We start from the raw sequence: 24,514 nt of genomic DNA on the forward strand, positions 1-24,514 counted from the left end.
GGGTGCGAAGGTGACCATCGAATACCGCATGACGGCTACCAGCGTCGAGGTGAAGTAATTTATTCCGTGTGGGGTGGGTGGCTTGTTGCCTGTGCGTTTTTTCAATCGCGACGCGTGGGCAGAAAGGCGCAGCCCACCCTACATTTAATATTTAGGGTAGGACGCCCGTCGGTAGTTGCATGGTCAGGCAATGCAGGCTGCCGTACTGCGCGATGATCGGCGCGCAATCGATGCCGACGATCTCGCGATCTGGGAAGCACTCCTGCAATCGTTCTAGTGCCACCGAATCTGCTGGATCGCGGTAGGTTGGTACTAATACCGCATCGTTGATAATCAGGAAATTGGCATACGTCGCCGGCAACCGCGCGTCGTCGTCGAACTGCGCGCGCGGCCACGGTAGCGGCACCAGTCGATAGGCCGACCCATCGGCGCCGCGGAACTCCTTGAGCTCCGCCTCCATCGCTTTTAGGTCGTCGTAGTGCTCATCGGTCGGGTCGTCGCAGGTGATATAAGCGATAGTGCGTGCGTCGCAGAAGCGCGCAAGCGTGTCGATATGGCTGTCGGTATCGTCACCGGCGAGGTGGCCATGCTCCAGCCACAACACGCGCTTCAAGCCCAACCACTCGCTCAGTTCGTGCTCGATCTGCGCGCGCGACAAGCCGGGATTACGCGTCGGTGCCAGCAGGCACTGCGTGGTCGTCAGCAGCGTGCCGGAGCCGTCGACTTCGATCGAACCACCTTCCAGGATCAATTCCATCGGTTCAATCGGCGTCTGGCCGAAGATGCCCGCCTGATGTAGGCGTTGCGTGATGAGGTTGTCGGCATCGTGCCGGTATTTGCCGCCCCAGCCGTTGAATCCGAAGTCGAATAGCAGCGGTTTGTTGCGACACAGAACCGTGATCGGTCCGTGGTCGCGTGCCCAGGTATCGTTCGACGGAGCGACTCCGAGAAGCACACGCGCTTTGTCAACACCGGCGGCGGTGAGTAGGGCGTCTACATGTGCCCGGTGCTCGGCGTCATTGCAAGCAATCACGACGCGCTCGCGGCGCGCGATCGCGCCGGCGATGTCGACGAACACCGGTTCTACGTTCGCCAGCCGCGGCGCCCAGTCGCCGTGCTTATGCGGCCAGGTCAGCAGAACGCCGCTTTGCGGCGCCCATTCGGGGGGTAGATAGGGTCGGCAGGGGAGAGTCATGGTTGCAGGCCAGGGTTTTTAGCGCGCGCGAGCATAACGTGCCATGCGGGGTAAGCCAAGTCGTGCGCTAGTTCCAGCAAAATCTCGTTTGACCCGCTGGCGCGAGTCGTTTTGAATGGACGTCGTTTTTCATCCTGAGTGAATTTCATGAGTCTGATCCGTCCTTTTGCCGGCGTGCGACCCGCGCCGCAACACACGGCCGGTGTTATAGCGCCGCCGTACGACGTGCTGAACAGCGACGAGGCGCGTACCCGTGCTGCCGACAAGCCGTTCAGCTTTTTGCATGTGTCCAAACCGGAGATCGATCTCAGTTCTGCGATCGATCCATACGATCCGCAAGTGTACGAGCGCGGTCGGCAGAATTTTCAGGCGATGCTGAAGGCCGGCGTGTTGCAGCACGAGGTTGCGCCGAGCTACTACTTCTATCGTTTAGTGATGGGGCAGCATACGCAGCTCGGTCTGGTGGCGGCTGCTTCCTGTACCGACTACGCCAGCGGCCGCATTCGCAAGCACGAGCACACGCGTCCCGATAAAGAGGACGATCGGGTGCGGCAGATCGATGCGTTGAACGCGCAGACCGGGCCGGTGTTTTTGACGTATCGACGCTCGGCTAAGGTCGACGCGATCGCGCAAGCCGTTACGTCGGCGGCGCCCGATGTCGATGTCATTGCCGATGATGGTGTGCGCCATACGTTGTGGGTGGTGGCCGACGCCGATCGCGTCGCGGCGTTAAGCGCGGCGTTTGAATCTTTCGATCGGCTCTATATCGCCGACGGCCATCATCGCTCCGCCGCCGCACGGCGCATCGCCGAGAAGCGGCGCGCCGATAATCCCGGACACACCGGTGCCGAGGCCTACAATTATTTTCTCGCCGTTATCTTTCCCGATAACCAAATGAAAATCCTCGATTACAACCGCGTCATCCGCGATCTCAATGGCCTCACACCCGACACCTTCTTGGAGCGCGTGCGGTCAGCGTTTATCGTCGAGCCGGAAACGCAAGCGGCGCGGCCGGCGACGGCTGCCGAATTCGGGATGTATTTGGCGAAGCGCTGGTATCGTTTGCGCATTCGTCCGGAGCTCGTACCGAGCGCGGATCCGGTCGGGCGACTCGATGTGAGTTTGTTGCAGGATCGTTTGATCGCACCGATTCTCGGTATCAACGATCCGCGGCGGGACAAGCGCATCGATTTTATCGGCGGGATTCGCGGCTTGGATGAATTGGTACGGCGAGTCGATTCAGGTGAGATGGCGGTAGCATTTGCGCTTTATCCGACGTCGATTGCCGACATGATGGCGGTGGCGGATGCCGGTGAGGTGATGCCGCCGAAGTCGACGTGGTTCGAGCCGAAGTTGGCGGATGGGTTGGTGTCGCATGTGTTAGATTTCGGGGCTTGATTCTCCTGGCAAGAATTTTCTTGATCGTGCCCGGCGGAACGTCAGCTAGTTAAAGTTGCCAAAGAAGCGACGTCTCAAGGAACGCAGACTTGTTATAGCCGATGAATAAAAAATCAAAGTGGCGCGTAATTTCCTCGTCCTTGCCTTTCTTCTTCCTCACCGCCTGCGGTGGCGGCGATAGCGCGCCTGTTCAATGCGTTGTCAGCGTGACATCCGGCTTCATTGGCAACATCGAGGCGACCTATCCGGAGGGCAAAGGTGGCCCTGGCCTGGGTCACGACGGCGATGGTGATGGCGGTAATAGCGCCGGTGTCGGCGGCGGTCTCGGCAAAACCTTGGGCGCCTCGGTGCTTGTCACACGGATTGTCGATGGTTCAGTTGTTGGTGAGGCTCGGACTGACGATAAGAATGGGCTCGTTACCCTCAACACCTGCGGCAGCGCCGAGCCATTACTCGTCACCCTCAAGGGAGCGCCGGGCGCCAAATATTACGACGAAGGAAAAAACGCTTTTGTTGATTTCGGCGCTGATGAAGTGCTCCATGCGTTGGTTAACGATCTCAGCGAAAACATCGGCGTCTCGCCTTTCACGGAAGCGGCTTATCGCTACGCCATCAATAACTACGTCGTCGATCCGGCGCAGGTTCGTAACGGATCGATACGGCTGAAAGAAACTGGCGACGTCACTAACTTGGCGATCGACAAGATCATAACGGCCAACAACACGGTATTGGCGGCGCTCAATAGCAAGCTTCCACGCGCCTACCATCTGCAGTCGCTCAAGGCGTTGCCAACACCTATCCAGCGGGACAGCGGCACTGATTCTGTTCCGACCAGCAATTACGGCCGCGCGGCCGTGGTCACCGGCGGCTTCGTGCGCATGGCCGCGCAGTTTCAGTTGGATGCCAACCTGCCGGCGTTGCAGGCAACCAAGCAGCTGGCGCGCGATTTGACGGACGGCAACATCAACGGTTTTGCCTTGGATGGAACGGCTGCCTCGGACGACGCACTGCCGTTATACGACTCGGTACGTTTGCCAATCTCGTTGAGCGTCGGTTCAAATTCGGTGGCGCAGCAGTTTAGCGTGACACAGAACTTTGCCGCGGCGCCCGAGAAAATCGAGTCGATCCGTGTCTGGGCCAGATACCCCGAGCTGCACGGTAAATATTGCGGCTTCGACGATTTCGCGACCTTGATGAAAGACGGCACGGTGTCGTTACGACGGCAGTTCCGGATTCCCAACTCGGACGGTGGATGTTCGATACAGACCACCGATGTTGAGCGCACGTCTGGTTATGTTGTTGACGTCAAGCAGCTCATAGAGAACCTATTTCATGCCCAAGGCTACTTGGTAAAGACGAACGGCGACGCGTTTTCCTGGGGGCTCAACCCGTGCGGAATTTTGGGCGTCGGCCGGCTTTCGGGAGATGCCGTGGATCCGACGCTCATCGTCGGCTTGCGTAATGTGACGTCACTTTCCGCCGGTCATATGTACGCCATCGCCCGTGACGATCGCGGGCGCGTGTATTCGTGGGGCGCCGACGAATATGGCGTCTTAGGGCTGGGAGGCGCCGTCAAACAGGCGAAGTGTCAGCCGGTTGAAGGAGGTGTTGAAGTCGGCGCGAACCCGAGCCCGGTGCAGATCACCACCTTGAAAAATATTGCGACGGTATACGGCAATGAATTTTCGGCCTATGCCGTTGATCAAGACGGCGGTGTCTACGGCTGGGGCAAGGGAGGTTACAGTTTTGCCACCGGTCGTTCGGACGAGCCTGATCGATCGATCCCCGCGCCGATTGCCGGTTTGAAAGGCATCCGCTCGCTGGCGTTTACCAAGGACGTTATTTTTGCACTCACGCGCGACGGCAAGGTCGTCGGCTGGGGTTCGAATCAATTCGAAAGCTTCGGTGAACCCGGGCCGAAAACAACGCCGCAGGACGTACCTCATCTCCAGGGCGTCAACGTTAAGGAAATCGCCGCCAGTCCTAACTATGGCGTCTTTTATGCCTTGCGAACGGACGGCAGTGTGTTGCGTTGGGGCGGTACCAACCCGGAAAATCCGCTCGGAACGACACCGGCCGACGTGCCGAATCTACCGGTGATTCGCCACATCAACGTGAACGGCCTCGAGGTATTTTTTCATACCGAAGACGGCCAAGTGGTGGTACGGCCGATTACGCAGCGCTGAGTCATCTGCCAATCAATCACCGCTCCAACAACCGCGGCATCAGCTCCACCAAATTGCACGGACGCGTGCGGTAATCGAGCTGCGCATGGATCAATTGATCCCAGCCGGTTCGGCAGGCGCCGGTCGAACCCGGCAAGCAAAAGATAAACGTGCCGTTGGCAACGCCGGCGACGGCACGCGATTGGATGGTCGATGTCTTGATATCGGCAAACGAAATTGCCCGGAACAATTCACCGAAGCCGTCGATCTGCTTGTCGAGCAGTGGTGTGATCGCCTCCGGCGTGCCGTCGCGGCCGGTGAGGCCGGTGCCGCCGGTGGTGATGACGGCTTGCACGTTGGTGTCGGCGATCCAACGCGAGACGATGGCGCGGATGGCGTAGATGTCATCGGCGACGATTTGCTTCTCGGCGAGTTGATGGCCGGCGGCGGTCAGGCGTTCGACCAACGTTTTGCCGGAGGTGTCGTTGTCGTCGGTGCGCGAATCCGACACGGTCAACACGGCGATTCGCAGCGGAATGAATGCTCGTTCGTTAGCTGGCTTCATGGGTTGCTCGTAGGCGCTCAAGAATAAACGCGGCGATTTCGGCCGGTTGATTGAGATCGAGTTGTGGAATCGTTAGCGGTGCGGGCAATGGCGCATCGGTGGCGACGGCAATAATAGAAGTATCGGTATGGCACAGCAGCGCATGGCCGAGACTCGGGCGGTGCAGCTCGATCTTTGGAAAGGTCTCGGCCTTGAAGCCTTCGACCAAAATGAGATCGAGATGTTGTTGGTCGAGCTGCTCGAGCAGGTCGTCTAGTTTTGGGTCGCCGGTTCCGTTCGTTTCCGTCACCAACGCCCAGCGTAGGCGCGATGCCACCAGCATTTGCTGCGCGCCGGCTTTGCGCAGCTCGTAGCTATCTTTGCCGGGTTTATCGATATCGAAATCGTGGTGCGCGTGTTTGATCATGCCGACACGGTAGCCGCGCGCCTTCAGCAGCTTCAGCAGCTCGACCAGCAACGTCGTTTTGCCGGTACCGCTGAGCGCGGCGAAGCCGAAGATCGGACGGCGCGCATTCTTCAGCATGTGCCGGCCTTCGGTTTGCCGGGTTCGAGCGTGCGCAACGTTTCCGGATCGTTGATGTTGACGAACGCACGCGGACAATCGTCGAAGGCGACGATCGCCATTTTTTGACGCGCCATCCAGCCGTCGACTCGACGTTCGCCGGCGTGCAGATAGGCGAGCAGGCTTGGCAGGAGCTCGCGCTTGAGCAGCGTGAACACCGTTTGCAGGCGTTGCCCATCGTGCGCCACGCTGAGATCCGCGCGATCCACTATCAGCGCACGCTGGAGCCGCACCACCAGATCGGCCGGAATAAACGGCGAGTCGCACGGAACGATGGTGACATAGGGTGTCGTTGCCGCCTGTAATCCGGCGGCGATGCCGGCGAGCGGGCCGAGAAATCCGTCGAGCGCGTCGGCAACGATCGACAAGCCGAAAGCGGCATATTGCGCTTGGCTACGATTGGCGTTGATCAATAGCGGACCCACTTGCGGCCGTAGCGCTTCGATCACGTGTGCGATCATGGCGCGACCATCGAACAGCACAAGACCCTTGTCTTGCCCGCCCATGCGTTGGCCGCGGCCGCCGGCGAGCACGAGTCCGGTAATGTCGTCATGCGGCATCGGCACCGATGTCACTTAGCCGCCGGTTCGGTTCATGTGCCGCAGGATCGTCACCGGCCGCGCCAGATCGAAGTCGTGGCCGCGCGGCTTGAGCGCCATCGCTGCGACGATCGCTTGCTTCACGCGTTCGATATTGCCGGGATGCGCGCGTACGACGTCGCGCAAATCGGCCGAGTGTTCTTGGCCGAGGCACAGTAACAGCCGACCTTCCGGCGTTACGCGGACGCGATTGCAGCTTTCGCAAAAATTATGACTGTGTGGCGAAATGAAACCGACTTTGCTGGTGGTACCGGCGATGCGGTAGTAGCGCGACGGGCCGCCGGTGGTTTCGGCCGACGGGATTAATGTCAGCTCGCGTTCGAGATCGGCTTTAATTTGATCACTCGAATAATAGGTCTCGGCACGATCATGATCGCCGATTTTGCCGAGCGGCATTTCTTCGATGAAGCTGATGTCGAAATCGCGGTCGATGGCAAAACGCACCAGCGCCGTCACTTCGTCATGATTGCGATTTTTTAAAATGACGGCGTTGAGTTTGATGCGTTCGAAGCCGGCTTGCCGTGCCGCTTCGATGCCGGCGAGCACGCGATCGAGCTCGCCGACGCGGGTGAGGCGCTGGAAGCGATCGCGGTCGAGGGTATCGAGGCTGATGTTGAGCCGGCGAACCTTGGCATCGGCCAGTGGCTGCGCCATATGCGTGAGCTGCGAGCCGTTGGTGGTGAGCACGAGCTCGCGTAACCCGGTCAGCGCGCCGATCTCGCGGCACAGCCAAAGCACGTCTTTGCGCACTAGCGGTTCGCCGCCGGTTAGACGGATTTTACTGACGCCGAGCTCGACGAAAGCGCGCGCGACCCACGCCAGTTCCTCCAACGTCAGAATGCGCGCCCGCGGCAAGAATTCCATTTTTTCTTCCATGCAATAAATGCAGCGGAAGTCGCAGCGGTCGGTCACGGAAATCCGCACGTAATTGACGTGCCGATTAAAGCGATCGATTAACCGCGGTGGATGGGGGGCGACGGTGTCCAAAGTGCTCTCGCGACGTTCATGCTATCGAATAGGGCTAAATGGTAACTCAATTCGGGTTAGTCGGTGGCGGGCGGTTGGAATTACAGTGGAAATCGTGGCTTTTACGGGAGTCGTGGTTCTTAACAGCGAGACGCTCTGTTTCGTTGGTTGCTGGCTTATAATTCCCGCGCTATGACGATCACGGTGCGATTTTTTGCGTCCCTGCGCGAACGCGTTGGGCGTGCGGAAACGACGGTTGCGGGCGCTGGCCCGCACACGGTCGCCGATATTTGGGCGACCGCCACCGGTGGTCAGCCGTGCCCGCCGAATACGCTGGTAGCGATCAATATGGAATATGCCGATAGGGATCGGATCGTCGCCGACGGCGATGAGGTCGCATTTTTTCCACCGGTGACGGGAGGGTAACGGTGACTGTCGAGGTGCGCCCGCAACCGTTCGATCCGCTCGCCGAATTGCGCCGTTACGAAGACGCGTTACGCGCGCACGGCGGCTATGGCGCGACTTGCAGCTTCATCGGCACGATGCGCGATTTTAACGAGCAGGCGTCGGTTCAGGCAATGACGCTCGAGCACTATCCTGGCATGACCGAGAAGCATTTGCAGATGATCAGCGACGAAGCGCGCGGTCGTTGGCCGGTGCTTGCCAGCTTGATCATCCATCGTGTCGGCGAGGTGCGGCCGGGCGATCCGATCGTGTTGGTGGCGGTGTGGTCGGCGCATCGTGGCCCGGCGTTCGAGGCGTGCCGTTACCTAATCGAAGAGCTGAAGGTGCGCGCGCCGTTTTGGAAAAAAGAACAAGTGGGTGATGACACCCGGTGGGTAGAACAGAATACGAAATAAGCGTGCGCTCCAAGAGCCACGTCGCAATCGTTCAGCAGTGCAATCAGGTGTGGGGCAGTACTTTTGTAAAACTCGTTTGAGCAGCTCGCTTCATCCACAGTAAGAGCGGCGTCTGTGTATCAGGGGCGCGGCTTCTTTTTCTTGTACTCTTCTTGTAACGCCTGTTTTTCTTCCGGTGACATTTCGCGATAGCGCTGTTGTTGCGCATGCACGGCATCGCGCTGACGCGGGCTGAGATCTAAATAACGTTGGGCGCCCTGACGCAGCCGTTCTTGTTGCGCCGGCGAATATTGATCCCAATTGGCGCGATGTTCTTGCAGGACTTCGCGCTCCGCCGGGCTCAAGCTGTTCCATGGTGCGGCGTGGGCGGCCGCGGTGAACAGCAACAGTAAACTCGCCGCGAGCAACCGGCGTCGGCTGAATTTTTGAACCTTAACCATTGGGCAGGCTATCGTCCTCGTTCGATTCTTTATGACTCAGCCAAAGGTAAAAATCAATATCGGCATATAGGTCGGGTTCCGTCTCGGCAGCAGCGACGTTATGGTCGACGGAATTCTTATGCGGTAATACTAGTGTGCCTAAACCGATTGCCATCGCTGCAAGGGTGGCGAACGCTAGTACCATCGGCGCTCGTCGCCGCGTTTCCGCCGGCTGGCCGCGTAGCGCACGCTGACGGCGGGCGAGTAATCGTGCCACGAGTCCGTGTTCGCGTGTGGCGGCTTCGAGTGTCGCCGTCACGCGCGGCCACAAGGTTGCTTGTGTCTGGCAGTCGCTGCAGTTGTCGAGATGCGTTTGCAGCGTAGTGCGGCGGGTCGGTTCATTATCGAACAGGCCCGCACGCAGTCGATCGAGCTCGACGCTTGTTGGGTGACCGCTATGGGAAAATTCATTGCGCTTATTCATGCCACACCTCCGACAGTCGCTCCCGCAGCGCCTGCAGCGCGCGGAAGTGGTGCTGTTTGATCGTACCGATGGAGCAACCGAGTGTCTGTGCTGTTTCCGCGGTGGTCAGGCCTTGCCACTCACGTAGCAAAAACACTTGTCGCTGCCGTGTCGGCAGCTCGGTCAGCGCACGTTCGAGTGCGCGTCGTTGTTCCTTAGTTGCCAACTGAGCGTCGGGCCGCTCGTGTGTCGGCGCCATTAACAGATCCAACACCGACTCGCTGTCGACGGCGTCCGGTCGTGAGCCGGTGAGCAGACCGCGCAAATTTTGCACCACTCGCCAGCGTTTCGCATCGGTCGCGCGATTGCGCAGGATGGTGAAAAAGAGCGCCGGCCATTCGGCCGCCGGCCGCTCGGCATAGCGCTCGGCCAGCCGGCACATGCTGTCCTGCACCGCATCGAGCGCGGCATCGCGGTCGCGTAGCTCGTAGAGCGCGAAGCGATAGGCGCGGTGCTCGACGCTGGCGAGGAACGACTCGAGCGTCGGCACCGCGTTAACCGTATCCTCCATCGCTGGCGGTTCAGCCACGGCGAGTGCCGGTGTGGCGGGCCTCATGCAGTGCGTGTTGTTCGTCGGTTATGCATATTAATCATCGTAGCGGGCGGATGGGCCGGCCGAGGGTCGGCCGTCTCGCGACCATTCTCCGTGATCGTACCCATGGCGGTCGCCATCATAGCGCGACGGATAGTAACGGTGATGGTGGTAGCCGTAGCCGCGCCGATCATCGCACTCGGGACCGCGATAACGCGGCTGCCCGCCATAGTAGTACACCGGCACCGGCTGGTAGACCACCGGCGGCGGTACCGGCCGATAGACCACGGGCGGATAGTAGACCACATGCGGCACGGGTATGCCGATCTGAACATCGACATGGACCGGGCCAGCATGCGCTTTGTCGGGCAGGGCAATGGCGAGTGCGGCTAAGGCGCCGGCGGCTAGCGAAAAGAGTGGCTTTGTCATTAGTTTTCTCCTTGGTTCGTTGTAACGGGTCTACACCGTAACAACGGGCCAAGCGGCCGGATGGATGACAGCGAAAACGACGAAATTGATTAATGCGTCGGTGCCCGGCTGGCGGTCCAATGGGTGCCCTGCAGCCAGCCGGCGACGTCGTCCGCCGGCATCGGTCGGGCGATGTAATAGCCCTGGGCCTCGTCGCAGCCGAGTTCCACCAGCCGTTTATAGGCTTTTGGGGTCTCGACGCCTTCGGCGACCACGCGCAGCCCCAGCTGGTGCGCCAGGGTAATGGTCGATTCGACGATGGCGTTGGAATCGTTGTTGCTCACCATATCGAGCACGAACGATTTGTCGATCTTGACCGCGTCGACCGGCAACCGTTGCAGATAGGCCAATGACGAATAGCCGGTACCGAAATCGTCGATCGATATTTCCAACCCCATGCCGCGCAGACGCGTCAACGTATCGAGCGCGCGTCCCGGGTCTTTCATGAGCGTGCTCTCGGTCAGCTCGAGCTGTAGCAGCCGCGATTGTATTCCGTGAAGGTTCAGCAGATCGTCGATACGATGAATAAGGTCGGGCTCGTGCAAATTTTGGAACGATAAGTTGACGGCGATGGGAATGTGTAGACCGGCGGCGCACCAGATGTCGCCCTGGCGGGCGCAGGCTTCGAGCATCCATTGCGTGAGCGGCCGGATCAAACCGATACGTTCCGCCAGCGGCACGAATTCGCCGGGTAAGATCAATCCGCGACCGCCGGCATCCCAGCGGACCAATGCTTCGACGCCGCAAATCAGTTTGGTCTTGAGATCGACCTTCGGTTGGCAGTAGAGCGTCAGCCGGCCGCTCTCGATCGCCTGATGCAATTCGCCGGCGAGCGCGAGCTGACGCGTGCTGCTGCGATCGAGACCGGGAACGTAAAAGGCGAAGTCCTGCTCGGCGTTCTTGGCAAGTTGTGCTGCCAGATTAGCGCGGCGGATCAAGGCATGCGGTTCGTTCGAATGTTGCGGGAACAGTGCGATGCCGATGTTGGTGCGGATGTTGACCGATAGTTCGGCCACCGGGAACGATTGCGCGAGTGCACCGAGAATTTGCCGCGCCTTGGCGATGGCGTAGTCGGTATCCGCCTGTGGCAATAGCACGGCGAATTTTTCGTCGCCTTGAAATGCCACTAGCTCAGATTCCGCCAAGATCGTGCGCACGCGCGGGCCGATTTGGCGCAGCAGTGCGTCGGCTTGTGGATAGCCGAGCGCCTCATGAATTTCGCGAACGCCTTCGAGGCCGATAGCGAGCAACGCTAGCGGCTGTTTTTGATCCGGCTGCCGATGTTCGACCTCGTGCGCTAAGCGCTCTTCGAGTAGCGCCCGATTCGGCAGACCGGTTAGTGTGTCGTAGTAGGCGAGGTAGTTGAGCCGTTCTTCTTTTTCGATGTAGCTCAGTGCGAAGGCGATATCGGACGCAATCTCCTCCAACAAGTGCATTTCTTCCTGGTCGAAGAAGCCTTCTTCGGCCGAGTACAGTAGCAATACTTCCATGACCGCGTCGGCGACAATTAACGGCAGTGCCGCTAGCGAACGGAAGCCTTGTGCCAGCGCCGCTTCGGCGCCGCGCCAATGGCCAGAGAGCTGATGGATATCGTTGCACACCGTCGGTTTACGTTCGCGAAAGGTTGTGCCGAGCGGACCGTCGTCGGCGAAAACATAACCGGTGTGGTGCAAGTGCGTATCGATGAAGTCGGAGTCGGCTCCGTGGTGGGCGGCGGCGATGAGCTTGCCGCTGCCGGGGTTGAACATCGCCAGCACCGCCAGCCGGAAGCCGCCTTGCTCGACGGCGATGCGACAGGCTTCGGCGAACAGCGCCTGGCGATCGCGGATGCGGACAATGGCGCCGTTGATGGCGCTCGAGACCGCGCGGATGCGGCTCAGGCGGGCGATTTTTTGTTCCTGCAGCTTGTGCTGGGTGATGTCCATGACCGTGCCGATGAAACCGATGTCGGCATTGCTGGTACTGTTCAGCGGGGTGGCGCCGCCGTAGACCCAGGCGGTGGTTCCGTCCGGTCGGACGAAGCGGCACTCGTCGGCGTAAGCGCTGTGCGATTGCACCGCCGCGTGCCAGCCGTGCAGCACGCGTTCGCGGTCATCTTCATGCAATACACCGGCCCAGCCGGTTTCCTTCACCTGCTCGGCGGTCAGGCCGCTAATTTGCCGCAGTCGATCATTGGCCCAGACGACGGCACCCTTCAGATCGGTGATAAAGATGCCGACCGGTGCATGTTGCGCTAGCTGGCTGAAGCGTTCTTCGCTGTGTTTGAGCGCTTGTTCGGCGAATGTGCGGGCGCGTCGGTTGTGCGCCTCTTGCAACGCCCGGCGCACCGCCGGTCCGAGGCGCAACAGATTATTTTTAAGCACGTAATCGGTCGCGCCGAGTTGCAGCGCGTCGACGGCGCATTCTTCACCGAACGTTCCGGAGACAAATACGAATGGTGTATCCGGACGTTCGACGCGAGCGATCTCGAGCGCCGACATGCCATCGAAGCTCGGCAGCGAGAAATCCGACAGGATGATGTCCGGATTCATCTCCCGTAGGGCCTGCCGGAATTTGTCTGCGGTCTCGACGCGTTCGACGGTGCAGAATATGCCTGCTTGGCGGAGCTCGCGAATATTGAGCTCGGCGTCGGTCGGCAGATCCTCGACCATTAATATCCGGAGCGGGTTGTCGCTCGACATCGGCTCGCCCATTCTTATCGCAGCCCCTTGTTGGTGATCATCCAGTAAAGCCCAACCTTCGCCACAGTCTCGACGAAGTTATTGAATTCCACCGGCTTGACGATGTAGCTGTTGACGCCGAGCTTGTAGCTTTCGATGATGTCGCGGTCTTCGGCCGACGATGTCAGCATGACGACTGGCACGGTTTTCGAGAGGGTGTGGTTCTTCATGCGTCGCAGGACTTCGACGCCGTCGATTTTGGGTAGTTTGATATCGAGCAAAACCAGTCGCGGCAACGTTTGATCGCGCTGCGCATAAGTGCCCGCGCAAAAAACGTAATCCAACGCCTCGGCGCCGTCCTTTACCCACTGCACGCGGTTGTGCAGGCTGGTCTTCTTGAGTGCGCGTAGTGTCAGCTCGGCGTCATTGCTGTTGTCTTCCACCAATAAGATGTCGATTTCGTCCATGTCGATTTCCGCGGTTCCATTTTTAATTGGGTAACGAAAAATAAAACGTTGCGCCGGCGTTTGTTTCGCCGTGTGCCCAGACACGTCCACCATGACGGGCGATGACGCGTTGCACGATCGCTAGGCCGACACCGGTGCCCGGAAAGTCGTCGGAACCGTGCAGGCGCTGGAATACGTTGAATAGCTTCTGGTAGTAGCGCATATCGAAGCCGGCGCCGTTGTCGCGCACGTAATAGATATGTTCGTTGCCTTCGGGATAACTGGCGATGGTGACCGTCGGTTCGGTGGCGCCGGCGCTGAACTTGACGGCGTTCGATAATAGGTTGATCCATACTTGTTGCAGCAGCGCGCGGTCGCCGTGTACCGGTAGGATGGTGTTGATTTGAATCGCCGGCGTTGGGCCGGCGATTTGCACCTGCAGATCCGCCAGCACTTCATCGACGATGGTGCGCATGTCGACCTCGCTGGTGTTGATCGGATTACGTCCGAGACGCGAGAACAGCAGCAGGTCGTCGATCAGTTGCCCCATCTTGCCGCTATTGCGCCGGATGATGCCGATGACACGACGGCCTTCGTCGTCGAGTTTGGCGGTGTAGTCCTCCGCCAAGATCGACGAAAAGCCGTCGATCACGCGCAACGGCGCGCGCAGATCGTGTGACACCGAGTAGCTGAAACTCTCCAGGTCTTTGTTGCTCGCTTCCAATTGCGCAGTACGTTCCTGCACGCGTCGTTCGAGCTCGCTGTTCAAGCGCTGAATTTCCTCGAGTGCCTGCGTTCGCGCCGAACGTATGCGCAAATTGGTAATGCCGTAACCGAGATCGGCCGCCAGTTCTGCCAACAGCTGCATCTCTTCGGTACCGAAAGTACTGGGCTCGTTGGTGTAGATGACCAGCACACCGAGCGTTTCATCGCCGGCATTGACCGGCAACGTAATCGCCGCCGTCGGCGGCCGCGGTTTGGCGCCGGCGAACAGCGGATCGTGCGCTAGCCGATGGTCGATCACTTGCCGGCGCGTGTGCAGCGCATCGATGGCCATGGTGTGTCCATGCTGTGCGGCGCTAACAGCGCTGATGCCGGCGTTTTCGAATCCGGCATGCGCCACGATCCGCACGCTGCTTTCCGGCGAGCTAAGACCGATCCAGCTCATGACATAGCCGCCGTGTTCGATGATCAGGCGGCTTACGCTGTGCAGCAGCTCGGCCTCGGTTTCAGCACGCACCAGCGCTTGATTGCACTCGCTCAACGTCTTGAGCGCGCGGTTGCGGCGTGCCAGCTGTTCGCGTGTGCGCTGTGCTTCATTAGCGTGCTGCTCCAACGCTTCCGCCATCTCGTCAAACGATCGCGCCAGCTCGCCGAGTTCGCCGGCAAGCGGCGGTCCATGGATGCGGGCGGTGTAATCGAGCCGACAAATGCGGCGCGTGGCTTTGAGCAGGCGTGTGACCGGTCGGCGAATGGCGAAGTCGCCCCAGGTCCAAGCGCCGGCACCGGCGAGCAGCACGATCAGGAGCAGCGCGCCCATCGCCTGCGTAAACATTCGATCGTGTGGTAACAGCAGCGCGTCTTTACCGACGCTGGCGACCAGCCAGAGGCCGGTGCCGTTGTGAAACATTGGCAGGAAGGCATAGAGCCGGTTGATACCGTCGATGCCGATCGACTCGGCGGTCGCCGGTCCGTTGGCGTTTTGTAATAGCGGTGTGATTGGCGACGGCGCCGTTGCATTGCCGGCGACGTTGTCGATTTCCGGTGCGCGCACGACCACGGTTCCATCGTGTTCGCGGATGGTAAAGATGGCATCGGGTCCGAGTTGCTTATCCAAGATACGGCGAGCGAAACTATTGAGATTGATTGAGGCGCCGACGACACCGGTTGGCTGTCCGCGCGCGTTAGTCAACGCGTATGCCACCGGCAAAACCGCCTGACCGACGACTCGGCCGATGGTCGGCTTACCGACGACGGGACGCGCGGAATGAAGGGCGGCGCGGAAATATTCGCGATCGACGACGTTGATGGTTTTGGTGAGTGGACTACCGCTGCAGAGAATGTCGCCCTTGGCGTTGGCGACGAACAAGTTGGAGTAAGTTTGGTATTCCTTAAGGAGTGCCGACAGCAGTCGGTTGCAAACCACCGGATTGGGTTTGTGCACGGATGGCGCTTGCGACAACGAGACGATCAATTGCTCGGCGGCGCTCACGCGATTCTGCAGATCATCGCCGGCCAACTTCACCACCGTCAGCAAATCGCTTTGCGTATCGCGAACGGCATTAGCGCGAACTTCGACGGCGTTATAAATCGTCAATGCAACGAGCGGCACCGCCGCTACCGACACTAGTAACAGCAAACGCACACGCACGCTGTGTGGGCTGAGCACGCTTATAACTCCGCGAGCCTGCGACGACGTTTGTCAGTGGTGGAGCAGGGCGGCGACATCAAAATCCATTTTTTGTTGATTCCTTAAAGAAGTATCGCCTAATTCCCTCAGATGCCAAGCTGGACGCGGTGTAAATCCCCTTTTTGCTACTGGATTTTACCTAGCGCCGACCGCCGGCACCGATTCCGGCCACTACCTTATCGAGCACACGGTATGGCAGTAGCCGGCGCAGCAGCGCAAACCAGTGGGTCGGTAGGGTAACGTAATAACGAATGCGCGGCCGGGGTGCTTCCAGTGCCTTCAATACCTTACTAAGTACGGCGGTCGGCGGCAGGGTGAACGGAACCGGCTGCCGGCTCATTAGGCGCCGTTCCAGGGCCTTATAGGGGGCGGTATGGGTACTGGCCGCCGGGTCGATGTGGGCCTTAAAGGCAGTGTGCGAGTTCTCGCGAAAGCGAGTTGCGATCGGACCCGGTTCGACCAGGCAAACGTGAATGCCGGTGCCACGCAGCTCCAGACGCAGGGTATCGCTCAAGGCCTCGAGCGCGAACTTAGAGGCGTTATAGGCACCGCGGTAGGGCATGCAGACGAGGCCGAGCAGTGAGCTGATTTGAATGATGCGGCCGTGATTTTGGGTGCGAAACGTGGGCAGCAGGCGTACCGTCAGCTCGTGGGTACCGAAGACATTGGTTTCGAACTGCGCGCGCAAGGCGGCGCGCGAGAGATCTTCGACCGCGCCCGGTTGGCCGTAGGCGCCGTTGTTGATGAGCGCATGCAGCCGCCCGCGGCTGCGTTCGAGGACCGTCGCCACGGCACGTTCAATCGATTCGGTCGACGCGAGGTCGAGCACGACACTGTCAAAGCCGTCGGCGGCGAGCGCATCGACATCCGCTGACTGACGCGCGGTTGCGAACACACGATAACCTCGGTCCTTCAATCCGTGTGCAAGACACCGGCCGATGCCGGAAGAGCAGCCGGTAATAAGCACGCTGCGATCGTTCATAAGAATGGGCTCCAGCGTGGCAGGCGCAAGTTATTAAATTTCCATAGTATAATGCCGCGTTTTTTTGAAGCGGTCTCGGGGCCGCGATAGGCCATACCTAAAACATGCGGCGCACGCTATGACTCAACCGCCATCTACGAATGGCCCAAAACGAATTCGCGTCGGCGTCGTCGGCGTCGGTTACCTCGGCAGTATCCATGCGCGCATTTATTCAAAGATGGCGGATGTCGAGCTGGTCGGTGTCGCCGACGTCGACCGCGCGCGCGTTCAAGAAGTCGGACAACAGCTCGGTTGCCGCGCTTATGGCGATCCGCACGAGTTGATCGGTCAGGTCGACGCCGTCAGTATCGTCGTGCCGACCGTATACCACGCGCAAGTGGCGCAGCCGTTCCTCGATCGCGGTGTGCACATGCTGATGGAGAAACCGATCGCACCGACGCTCGACGAGGCGACGGCACTGGTCGAGCAGGCCGAACGCGCCGGCGTTATTTTTCAGGTAGGTCATCTCGAGCGCTTCAACGCCGGCATCATGGAGTTGGCGGCGCGCGTGCAAGGGCCGCGCTTTATCGAAGTTCACCGGCTCGGTACGTTCGTCGATCGCGCCACCGATGTCGATGTCGTCACCGACCTCATGATCCACGATATCGATATCGTGTTGTCGCTGGTGCAGTCGCCGATTCGTAGCATCGCCGCCAACGGCATCGCCGTCATCACCGAGCACGTCGACATCGCCAACGCGCGTATCGAGTTCGAGAACGGCGCCGTCGCCAACGTCACCGCCAGCCGTGTGTCGATTAAAAAATTCCGCCGCATCCGTATCTTCAGCCGCGATCAATATTATGGTCTCGACTATATCGATCAGAACCTCGAGATCGTGCGTGCCGTGCCCGATGAGGCCGGCGGCAAGTGGCCGAAGATCGTCACTGAAACGTTAGCCGTGACACCGCATCCGCCGCTCGACACGGAACTTAGCTTTTTTATCGACGCCGTGCGTACCGGTCGGCGGCCATTAGTCGATGGCCGTGTTGGGATCGAGGCGCTACGCGTTGCCTTGCTCGTGAAGGAGAAAATTGCTGCATGTCAGTCGTAACCACCGTACCGTTTTTAGATCTCACCCAAGAATTCCGCGAGCTCGAGGCCGAATGGCTGGCGGCCGTTCGCGAGACCGGCAGCAAAGGCAGCTTCATCCTCGGACCGAATGTGACCGCGTTCGAGCGCGAGTTCGCCGACCTGGTTGGTGTTAAGCACGCGATCGCCGTCGCCAATGGCACCGACTCGCTGGTGTTGAGCCTGCGCGCGCTTGGCATCGGTCCCGGCGACGAAGTTATCACCACGCCGTATACCTTCTTTGCGTCGAGCGAGGCAATCGATACAGTCGGGGCGATGCCGGTGTTCGCCGATATCTGCGAAGACGGTTTTGTGCTCGATCCCGCCAGCGTCGCCAAAAAAATCAGTAAGCGCACGCGCGCGATCATGCCGGTGCATATTTTTGGTTATCCGTGCGCGATGGACGAGCTGATGGCAATTGCGCGTCAGCACAAGCTCGCGGTCGTCGAAGATTGCGCGCAATCGTTCGGCGCGATGAGCGGCGGCCGCAGGGTCGGCGCAATCGGCGATTTCGGCAGCTACAGCTTTTATCCGACCAAGGTGCTCGGCTGTTACGGCGACGGCGGCATGATTACGACCAACAGCGACGCGATGAACGATCATATTCGCCGCTTGCGCAATCATGGTGCGATCAAGCCGTTCACGCATGTCGAGATCGGCTGCAACAGCCGTCTCGATGAAATTCAAGCAGCGCTGTTGCGTATCAAGCTGAAGCGCGTGCGCGCCGATATCGACGGTCGGCGCCGCGTTGCCGCCGAGTACGATCGCCGCTTGGCCGGTACCGCTATAAAAACACCGACGCGGCCGGCGAACGGCGAGCACGTGTTTAATCTTTATACCGTGCGCGTTCCCAAGCGCGATGCGGTGCGCCAGCGGCTTACCGACGCGCAGATCGCCACGTCGATGTGTTACCCGCAGGGGCTGCACTTGCAAGAAGTTTACCGTCGTCTGAATTATCAACCGGGGAGCTTGCCGGTATGCGAGCACATTACTACCGAAAATCTGTCGTTGCCGGTGTATCCGTCGATGCCGGTGGCGCACATCGAGCGAGTGTGTGAAGTTTTGTTGAGTGCTGTTGGCTGATCGAAGCGATTTGCTGGTTGCCATTCCGGCGACGTCGGGAATGGCAACAATAGCGGACGGAGCCCAAGGTCGTTTGGTGTTCTTGCATCCAGCGGATAATCTGCGGCCACAGGGTTCGATGCGCGCGTTCTCCCACCAGTACGCCGACATGCTGCAGTAGTACGCCCATATCGCCTGGATAATCCAGGAGCTGTACCTCATTGCTTGCCGTTCCCGTCTGATAAGCATCGACCGACGCCGACGGTACAACCCGTGAACGTCGATCAGCGACAGCGAGGATCGGCGCGATGCTCACCGATAGCCAGCATTCCGTTGGCGAAGCGATTGTTCCGGTATAAGTCATCGACCACTTGCTCGAACAACTGTCGTGGCATCGGTGTTTCATCCAACGTCCAGCGTCGCACTTGCCAGTAAATCCGTCGCTCGCGCGCCCACCACCACCAGCTCGTCATCTAGACTTGCACTCCGCCTGCCCGGCAACGCTGCACGACGCTGACTGCCGGCGCCAAGTCCCATATGTAAGCCGCTTTAATCGGCGCCGGTACCGCCAACAGCACCGGCTGATCTTGGTGGGGTGCTTGATATGCCAGCAGTCGTGCATTTCCCCAGGTACCGACTGTTTGCGACGGTGTGGTTCGCGGAGCCAATCCAGCGCGGTCCAGCCATCGCCCACGGAGTCGCCGTGCCTGGTCGAGGGATATCCACCATGGCGTCGGTTGGCGGACATCGAGCGGCTTTTGTAGGGGTTCCATGAGTCATCGATCGTAAGGACGACAAGCCGTTTAGACCGAAGGATCCGGGTTCCGTTTGTTCGGTAATGCACGACCGTTATATGAAACCCGTTTTTGACTTTATGTCACCCCTGAGACTACCGTGACATCTGCTGGGATCACACCGGACGGCAGAAACCCCGACTGTCGTCTGATCCATCAACGGGGTAAACACAATGGAGGGAACATGAACTGGTATCTCGAGGTGTTGAAGAAGTATGCGGAGTTCGGCGGTCGGGCTCGTCGTACGGAATATTGGATGTTCGTTCTTTTTAATTTGATCATCTCCATTGTGATTATGGTGCTCGAGGCGCTTATCGGCATTTCCAGTGTGATCGGCATTCTCTACGCATTAGCTGTGCTCATTCCCGGCATCGCCGTTTCGGTTCGTCGGTTGCACGATACCCATCGTAGTGGCTGGTGGTTATTGATCGGACTGGTGCCATTGATCGGTGCCATCGTCTTGATCGTATTCATGGCCATGGACAGTGAGCCCGGCAGCAACGAGTACGGCCCGAATCCAAAAGCGGCATAACTTTCGATGAAACCCGGCGGACAACGGTCCGCTGGGCTTCATTGCATTTCTATATCAATAATCGAAGTAAGAGCGAGTGGGGGAAGAAATGGAAAGCACGCATAATCCGTATCAGCCGCCTAAGAGCAAGAGCGGCGATCTCGAACAACCGCTGGCGCTCGTACCGGCCGGCAGAGGCCGTCGGTTCCTCAATTTAATAATTGATTACCTGTTTTATTTCTTGCTGGCGATATTGCTCGGCGTGATAGTTTCATTGATTTGGGGCGAGGCCGGGGTCAAAGTGATTACGGATATCCCCGACCTGGTTTTGGGAGTCGGTATTTTTCTGCTGTACTATGTTCCGCTCGAAGCGACTTATGGGCGCACAGTCGGAAAATGGATCACCGGCACAAAGGTCGTCAACCAAAACGGTGGAAAGCCGAGCGTTGGTCAAATCATTGGTCGGACTATCTGCCGATTCATCCCGTTCGAGCCGTTTTCATTTTTCACGTCCGACATTCGCGGCTGGCATGATCGAGTGCCGCGTACGTATGTCGTTAAATGCCGGTAGGACGGAACCGGCGCCGAAAATCGCGGCGCCGGATAGTGCTGACGTTAGTTATTTAAATACCGCAAGACGTTTTCGTTCGTTGGAACTTTTTGTACCAGGTCTTTGAGCGCCGAGTCGAAGCGTCAATCACTAGCCGATAACGGCGATAAATAATTTAGGGAGTATTGATCGATGAAAAACTGGATACGCAATCAACGTGGCTTGCTCGCTTTCTTGTTGTTATTCGGCTTGTTTCGTACCGCCGTGGCGGACTGGAATGCGATTCCTTCCGGCTCTATGCACCCGAATTTACTCGAAGGCGATGTCGTCTTCGTCAATCGGCTGGCGTATCAGCTCAAGCTTCCGCTGACCGATATCATCGTTATGCCGCTCGGCGAACCCAAACGCGGCGATATTGTGACTTTCTCGTCGCCGGCCGATGGAACGCGGCTTATCAAGCGTGTCATTGCCTTGCCGGGAGACAGCGTTGCGCTGCGCGATAAGCAGCTATTCATTAACGGCCAACAAGCGCAGTACCTTAAGGAAGAAGAAATCGTCGAAGCGCTTGGTGATGGCGTACAGGCACCTGGACTTCGTGTCAAAGAAAACATCGGCAATGAGCAGCGCGACATACAGTGGCTGACAGCGGCGACACGGGCCGCTAGCTTCGGTCCGATCGTTGTGCCGGCGGATCATTTTCTAATGTTGGGTGACAACCGAGACAACAGCGCCGATTCGCGCTATTTCGGTTTTGTCCCGCGTCGCCTGCTCATCGGCAGGGCCGAACGGATTCTGGTATCCGCGGCGATAAAAGATAATTGGCAGCTCCGATTCGATCGTTTCGGTAGGACACTGCGCTGAAAGGAATTCTGACGGTTACAAATATTGATAGAGAAAGAGCCATGACGATGAAGTTCGGTTACACGATTGTTTATGTCGACTCGGTGGAAGACACACTCGATTTTTACCGGCGTGCCTTCGGTTTCGCGACACGCTTTCTTGACGATTCCAAACGCTACGGCGAGCTGGCGACTGGCGACACGGTGCTCGCTTTCGCATCGCACGAGATGGGGGAACTGAATCTCGGCGGTAAATACCAGAAGTGTGAACCGAGCAATCCGCCTTTCGGCGTCGAGCTGGCATTTGTTGCCGACGATGTAACAGCGGCTTATACGAAAGCGGTTGCCGCCGGTGCCGTACCCATCAAAGCACCGAGTCAGAAACCGTGGGGTCAGATCGTTGCCTACGTTCGCGCGAAAGAGGGCTCGTTGATCGAGCTGTGTTCGCCGATCGGTTGATGCTTAGCGATTACCGGTTGCCGCCCGCGCTGCCGCGACGGCGGCGGCGAGATTGGGTTGACCTGAGCGAGCGACACGTTCGGCGAGACCGCGGACGATGTTTTGTATGACAACCGGTCCGTCGTAGATGAACGCCGTATAGATCTGTAAGAGATCGGCGCCAGCCAGCAACTTCTCCCACGCGTCATCAGCATTCTCAATGCCGCCAACGCCGATAATAGGCACGCGTCCGCGTAATTGCCGATAGAGTTTATTGATGATGGCGGTGGATAGCCGCTTGAGTGGATGGCCGCTCAAGCCGCCGGTCTCGGTGGCGAGCAATACGTGATTGAGTTGGGGACGCGCCAGCGTGGTGTTGGTAGCGATTACGGCGTCGAATTTCTCCGCCATTACGGTTTGCGCGATCCATTCAACTTGTTCGTCGCTCAAGTCGGGCGCAATCTTCAGTGCCAACGGCACATACAATCCATGCGCGCGCGTCAATGCCGCCTGCTCGATTTTTAGCGCTTGCAGCAGCCCCGCTAAATCTTGATTTTGTAATGCGCGTAGGCCCGGCGTATTCGGCGACGATATGTTTACGGTGATGTAGGCGGCGTGGATATATACCGCACGAAGTGCATATAAGTAGTCGTCGATCGCACGCTCGTTCGGCGTGTCCTTGTTCTTGCCGATGTTGATGCCCAGTAGGCACGGCTTCGGTCGGCGCATCAGTCGTTCGACGAAGGCGCCGACGCCGTCGTTGTTAAACCCCATGCGGTTGATAATCGCCCGCTGTGCTGGGAGGCGGAACAGCCGCTGTTTCGGATTCCCGGCTTGCGGTTGCGGTGTGACGGTGCCGAGCTCGAGCCAACCGAAACCGAGATCGGCGAGCATGGATACGTAGCGCGCGTCCTTGTCGAGACCGGCGGCCAAGCCGACCGGATTCGGAAAATGCAGTCCCATCAGCTCGACCGGTAACGCCGGCGTGCGGCCGGCGAACTGCGACCGCAGGCAAGCGGCAACGCCGGGAACATAGTAGCCGGCACGCAATAAGCCGAAGGCGACGTGGTGGCTACGCTCGGGGTCGAGCCGGAACAGTAGGGGCCGAATCAGCTGATACAAGGACAAGTCCGCGTGGTTTTTGTGGCGCGGATTGTAACCCGCCGTTACAAAAAGCTTCGACTTCGCATCAGTTTTCGCCGCGTCGGCCGTCTGTTACGGTAATCAAGCAACAACAATCGGCCCCACCCGGGGACAAGGAGGAGCAATGGCGGAAACGATTCAGAAAAAGGAATATTTTGCGATCAGTGTCGCCAATCGGCGCGGCGAGGCGGCACGTTTGTTGGCAGAGTTGGCACAGGCCGGCGTTAATTTGTTGGCCTTCACCGGCTTTCCGAGCGCCCGAGGTAAGGCGCAGCTCGATTTCGTGCCGGAAAACGTCGCAGTATTTCGGGCAGCCGCCGAGCGCGTGGGGATCAAGCTGCGCGCGTCGAAGACGGTGTTTTTGATCCAAGGCGACGATCAATCGGGTGCTGTCGGCTCGGTCATGCAGCGGTTAGCCGACGCCAAGATCAATGTTACAGCGATCGATGCGGCGAGTGCCGGTAACCGCAGTTACAGCGGTATGTTGTGGGTCAAACCCAAGGATGTCGATAAGGCGGCGTCGGTCTTGGGCGCGCGCTAAATTTCGCCATCATCTCGCTTCGACCCCCGCAAAAAGCAGGGGAGGGATGGTTGCGCTCAGGGCAATTGCATTTGACTCCCTACGCACCAACATAACCCGACGTTGCTGTTCATCCCCGGTTTAATCACGAAGGAAAAACCGAGAGGCAGACGACGAGCGCAGTCGCGCATTTGTCGGAATTGTGGGCGCGCTTATCGCGCACTTTTCCAGGCAGGGCTGTTAAATTCTCGTAGCATGATCGTTTTCAGTGGCATCCAGACTAATCGTGCGCATGGCGCACGCTACAGAGGTTGCTTGGGCATTAGAGGTAAATCAGGGAATCAATAGAATTTAACAACCCTGCTTTTCCCGGTAAGCAGGGTTGCCTCGGCAGAATCTTTTCTGATAGAAACGCTCCACTGGTTGCACATCCAGAAAAAAACATAGGGAGCGTGTGCGTGCAAGGTTCTTTCGTTTCGCCTTTTTCCAGCTCGATCTATCTGCATCAAGAAGCGATATTTAATCGCGTCTCGTATTCACGCGTCATCGTTCGCAGCATTTTTACCAAATGCGCGCGCTGTATCGCGGCGGAGTTTTCCTTTCGTCAACCACAAGCCTAATCCCACCTAAAAAAAGGGAGTCGTATCATGTCCATGTTTTTAGTGCGACACGAGGCTGTGTCGTGAAGTTGTTTTCCCAAGGAGGGAGAAAACCACCGGTGTCACCCGGTGACGCTAGGGATCTGAATCAAGAGCGATCCTAACAATGTAACAAAGCGCGCGGTACGGCGCGGGGCGGTA

The 24,514-nt window shown here is 58.7% G+C and carries 28 protein-coding genes; 12 read left to right on the plus strand and 16 right to left on the minus strand.

Going from position 1 to position 24,514, the window contains the following annotated elements:
* Positions 1–151: 151 nt before the first annotated feature.
* On the minus strand, positions 152–1,195 hold the full coding sequence (locus HY308_09465) for an agmatine deiminase family protein (GenBank protein ID MBI3898509.1): 1,044 nt from the start codon (positions 1,193–1,195) through the stop codon (positions 152–154).
* Positions 1,196–1,342: 147 nt separating this feature from the next.
* Here HY308_09465 and HY308_09470 point away from each other — a divergent pair, with 147 nt between their 5' ends.
* Entirely contained in the window at positions 1,343–2,593 is a 1,251-nt protein-coding gene (locus tag HY308_09470; protein MBI3898510.1) for a DUF1015 domain-containing protein, read from the plus strand.
* Positions 2,594–2,694: 101 nt separating this feature from the next.
* Positions 2,695–4,779, plus strand: a complete 2,085-nt coding sequence (locus HY308_09475; GenBank protein MBI3898511.1) for a hypothetical protein — start codon at positions 2,695–2,697, stop codon at positions 4,777–4,779.
* 16 nt (positions 4,780–4,795) lie between these two features.
* Here HY308_09475 and moaB read toward each other — a convergent pair whose 3' ends face one another.
* From moaB to moaA, 4 genes are read right to left on the minus strand one after another with little or no spacing between them, the layout of a single operon-like run.
* A complete protein-coding gene (gene moaB, locus HY308_09480) occupies positions 4,796–5,323 on the minus strand; it encodes a molybdenum cofactor biosynthesis protein B (protein ID MBI3898512.1) in 528 nt (175 codons plus the stop codon).
* Positions 5,310–5,846 (minus strand): molybdopterin-guanine dinucleotide biosynthesis protein B, encoded by a 537-nt coding sequence (gene mobB / locus HY308_09485; GenBank protein MBI3898513.1) that lies wholly within the window; start codon positions 5,844–5,846, stop codon positions 5,310–5,312. Before mobB ends, moaB begins: the two co-directional genes overlap by 14 nt.
* Complete coding sequence (gene mobA / locus HY308_09490) at positions 5,840–6,445, minus strand: molybdenum cofactor guanylyltransferase (protein MBI3898514.1); 606 nt, start codon at positions 6,443–6,445, stop codon at positions 5,840–5,842. The genes mobB and mobA overlap by 7 nt, the downstream gene beginning before the upstream one ends.
* Before the next feature lie 15 nt (positions 6,446–6,460).
* Positions 6,461–7,471 (minus strand): GTP 3',8-cyclase MoaA, encoded by a 1,011-nt coding sequence (gene moaA / locus HY308_09495; GenBank protein ID MBI3898515.1) that lies wholly within the window; start codon positions 7,469–7,471, stop codon positions 6,461–6,463.
* Between the two features lie 171 nt (positions 7,472–7,642).
* On the opposite strand from moaA, the gene HY308_09500 reads away from it, so the two are divergent.
* On the plus strand, positions 7,643–7,876 hold the full coding sequence (locus HY308_09500) for a MoaD/ThiS family protein (protein MBI3898516.1): 234 nt from the start codon (positions 7,643–7,645) through the stop codon (positions 7,874–7,876).
* Between the two features lie 2 nt (positions 7,877–7,878).
* Positions 7,879–8,310 (plus strand): molybdenum cofactor biosynthesis protein MoaE, encoded by a 432-nt coding sequence (locus HY308_09505; GenBank protein MBI3898517.1) that lies wholly within the window; start codon positions 7,879–7,881, stop codon positions 8,308–8,310.
* A gap of 119 nt (positions 8,311–8,429) precedes the next feature.
* Here HY308_09505 and HY308_09510 read toward each other — a convergent pair whose 3' ends face one another.
* From HY308_09510 to HY308_09545, 8 genes are all read right to left on the minus strand, one after another.
* The gene (locus tag HY308_09510) at positions 8,430–8,750 is read right to left on the minus strand and encodes a DUF3106 domain-containing protein (GenBank protein ID MBI3898518.1); all 321 of its coding nucleotides are present in this window, start codon (positions 8,748–8,750) and stop codon (positions 8,430–8,432) included.
* Positions 8,743–9,213, minus strand: a complete 471-nt coding sequence (locus HY308_09515; GenBank protein ID MBI3898519.1) for a hypothetical protein — start codon at positions 9,211–9,213, stop codon at positions 8,743–8,745. The genes HY308_09510 and HY308_09515 overlap by 8 nt, the downstream gene beginning before the upstream one ends.
* On the minus strand, positions 9,206–9,808 hold the full coding sequence (locus HY308_09520; GenBank protein ID MBI3898520.1) for an RNA polymerase sigma factor: 603 nt from the start codon (positions 9,806–9,808) through the stop codon (positions 9,206–9,208). Before HY308_09520 ends, HY308_09515 begins: the two co-directional genes overlap by 8 nt.
* 30 nt (positions 9,809–9,838) lie before the next feature.
* Positions 9,839–10,213 carry a hypothetical protein gene (locus HY308_09525; protein ID MBI3898521.1) on the minus strand — a complete coding sequence of 125 codons (375 nt, stop codon included), beginning with the start codon at positions 10,211–10,213 and terminating at the stop codon, positions 9,839–9,841.
* Between the two features lie 89 nt (positions 10,214–10,302).
* Entirely contained in the window at positions 10,303–12,933 is a 2,631-nt protein-coding gene (locus HY308_09530) for an EAL domain-containing protein (GenBank protein MBI3898522.1), read from the minus strand.
* A 14-nt stretch (positions 12,934–12,947) separates the two neighbouring features.
* Entirely contained in the window at positions 12,948–13,379 is a 432-nt protein-coding gene (locus HY308_09535; GenBank protein ID MBI3898523.1) for a response regulator, read from the minus strand.
* A 22-nt stretch (positions 13,380–13,401) separates the two neighbouring features.
* Positions 13,402–15,747: a GAF domain-containing protein gene (locus HY308_09540; protein ID MBI3898524.1), complete on the minus strand. Its 2,346-nt coding sequence runs from the start codon at positions 15,745–15,747 to the stop codon at positions 13,402–13,404.
* A 160-nt stretch (positions 15,748–15,907) separates the two neighbouring features.
* A complete protein-coding gene (locus HY308_09545) occupies positions 15,908–16,750 on the minus strand; it encodes an SDR family NAD(P)-dependent oxidoreductase (GenBank protein MBI3898525.1) in 843 nt (280 codons plus the stop codon).
* A 118-nt stretch (positions 16,751–16,868) separates the two neighbouring features.
* On the opposite strand from HY308_09545, the gene HY308_09550 reads away from it, so the two are divergent.
* From HY308_09550 to HY308_09560, 3 genes are read left to right on the plus strand one after another with little or no spacing between them, the layout of a single operon-like run.
* A complete protein-coding gene (locus HY308_09550; protein ID MBI3898526.1) occupies positions 16,869–17,840 on the plus strand; it encodes a Gfo/Idh/MocA family oxidoreductase in 972 nt (323 codons plus the stop codon).
* Positions 17,828–18,940 (plus strand): DegT/DnrJ/EryC1/StrS family aminotransferase, encoded by a 1,113-nt coding sequence (locus tag HY308_09555; protein MBI3898527.1) that lies wholly within the window; start codon positions 17,828–17,830, stop codon positions 18,938–18,940. The genes HY308_09550 and HY308_09555 overlap by 13 nt, the downstream gene beginning before the upstream one ends.
* Complete coding sequence (locus HY308_09560) at positions 18,933–19,100, plus strand: hypothetical protein (protein ID MBI3898528.1); 168 nt, start codon at positions 18,933–18,935, stop codon at positions 19,098–19,100. The genes HY308_09555 and HY308_09560 overlap by 8 nt, the downstream gene beginning before the upstream one ends.
* Before the next feature lie 103 nt (positions 19,101–19,203).
* Here HY308_09560 and HY308_09565 read toward each other — a convergent pair whose 3' ends face one another.
* Entirely contained in the window at positions 19,204–19,392 is a 189-nt protein-coding gene (locus HY308_09565) for a hypothetical protein (GenBank protein ID MBI3898529.1), read from the minus strand.
* On the minus strand, positions 19,393–19,692 hold the full coding sequence (locus HY308_09570; GenBank protein ID MBI3898530.1) for a hypothetical protein: 300 nt from the start codon (positions 19,690–19,692) through the stop codon (positions 19,393–19,395).
* Between the two features lie 205 nt (positions 19,693–19,897).
* On the opposite strand from HY308_09570, the gene HY308_09575 reads away from it, so the two are divergent.
* The 4 genes from HY308_09575 to HY308_09590 all read left to right on the plus strand — a co-directional run bounded on the left by HY308_09575 (position 19,898) and on the right by HY308_09590 (position 22,072).
* Entirely contained in the window at positions 19,898–20,245 is a 348-nt protein-coding gene (locus HY308_09575; GenBank protein ID MBI3898531.1) for a DUF805 domain-containing protein, read from the plus strand.
* An 88-nt stretch (positions 20,246–20,333) separates the two neighbouring features.
* A complete protein-coding gene (locus HY308_09580; protein MBI3898532.1) occupies positions 20,334–20,795 on the plus strand; it encodes an RDD family protein in 462 nt (153 codons plus the stop codon).
* Between the two features lie 171 nt (positions 20,796–20,966).
* Positions 20,967–21,635 (plus strand): signal peptidase I, encoded by a 669-nt coding sequence (lepB, locus tag HY308_09585; protein ID MBI3898533.1) that lies wholly within the window; start codon positions 20,967–20,969, stop codon positions 21,633–21,635.
* A 47-nt stretch (positions 21,636–21,682) separates the two neighbouring features.
* A complete protein-coding gene (locus HY308_09590) occupies positions 21,683–22,072 on the plus strand; it encodes a VOC family protein (protein MBI3898534.1) in 390 nt (129 codons plus the stop codon).
* Positions 22,073–22,075: 3 nt separating this feature from the next.
* Here the strand turns inward: HY308_09590 and HY308_09595 are convergent, their stop codons facing one another.
* Positions 22,076–23,179: a quinone-dependent dihydroorotate dehydrogenase gene (locus tag HY308_09595; GenBank protein ID MBI3898535.1), complete on the minus strand. Its 1,104-nt coding sequence runs from the start codon at positions 23,177–23,179 to the stop codon at positions 22,076–22,078.
* A 139-nt stretch (positions 23,180–23,318) separates the two neighbouring features.
* On the opposite strand from HY308_09595, the gene HY308_09600 reads away from it, so the two are divergent.
* Entirely contained in the window at positions 23,319–23,735 is a 417-nt protein-coding gene (locus tag HY308_09600) for a hypothetical protein (protein MBI3898536.1), read from the plus strand.
* Positions 23,736–24,514 lie beyond the last annotated feature (779 nt).

This window comes from Gammaproteobacteria bacterium (genome assembly GCA_016199745.1).
Lineage (GTDB): Bacteria > Pseudomonadota > Gammaproteobacteria > Acidiferrobacterales > Sulfurifustaceae > JACQFZ01.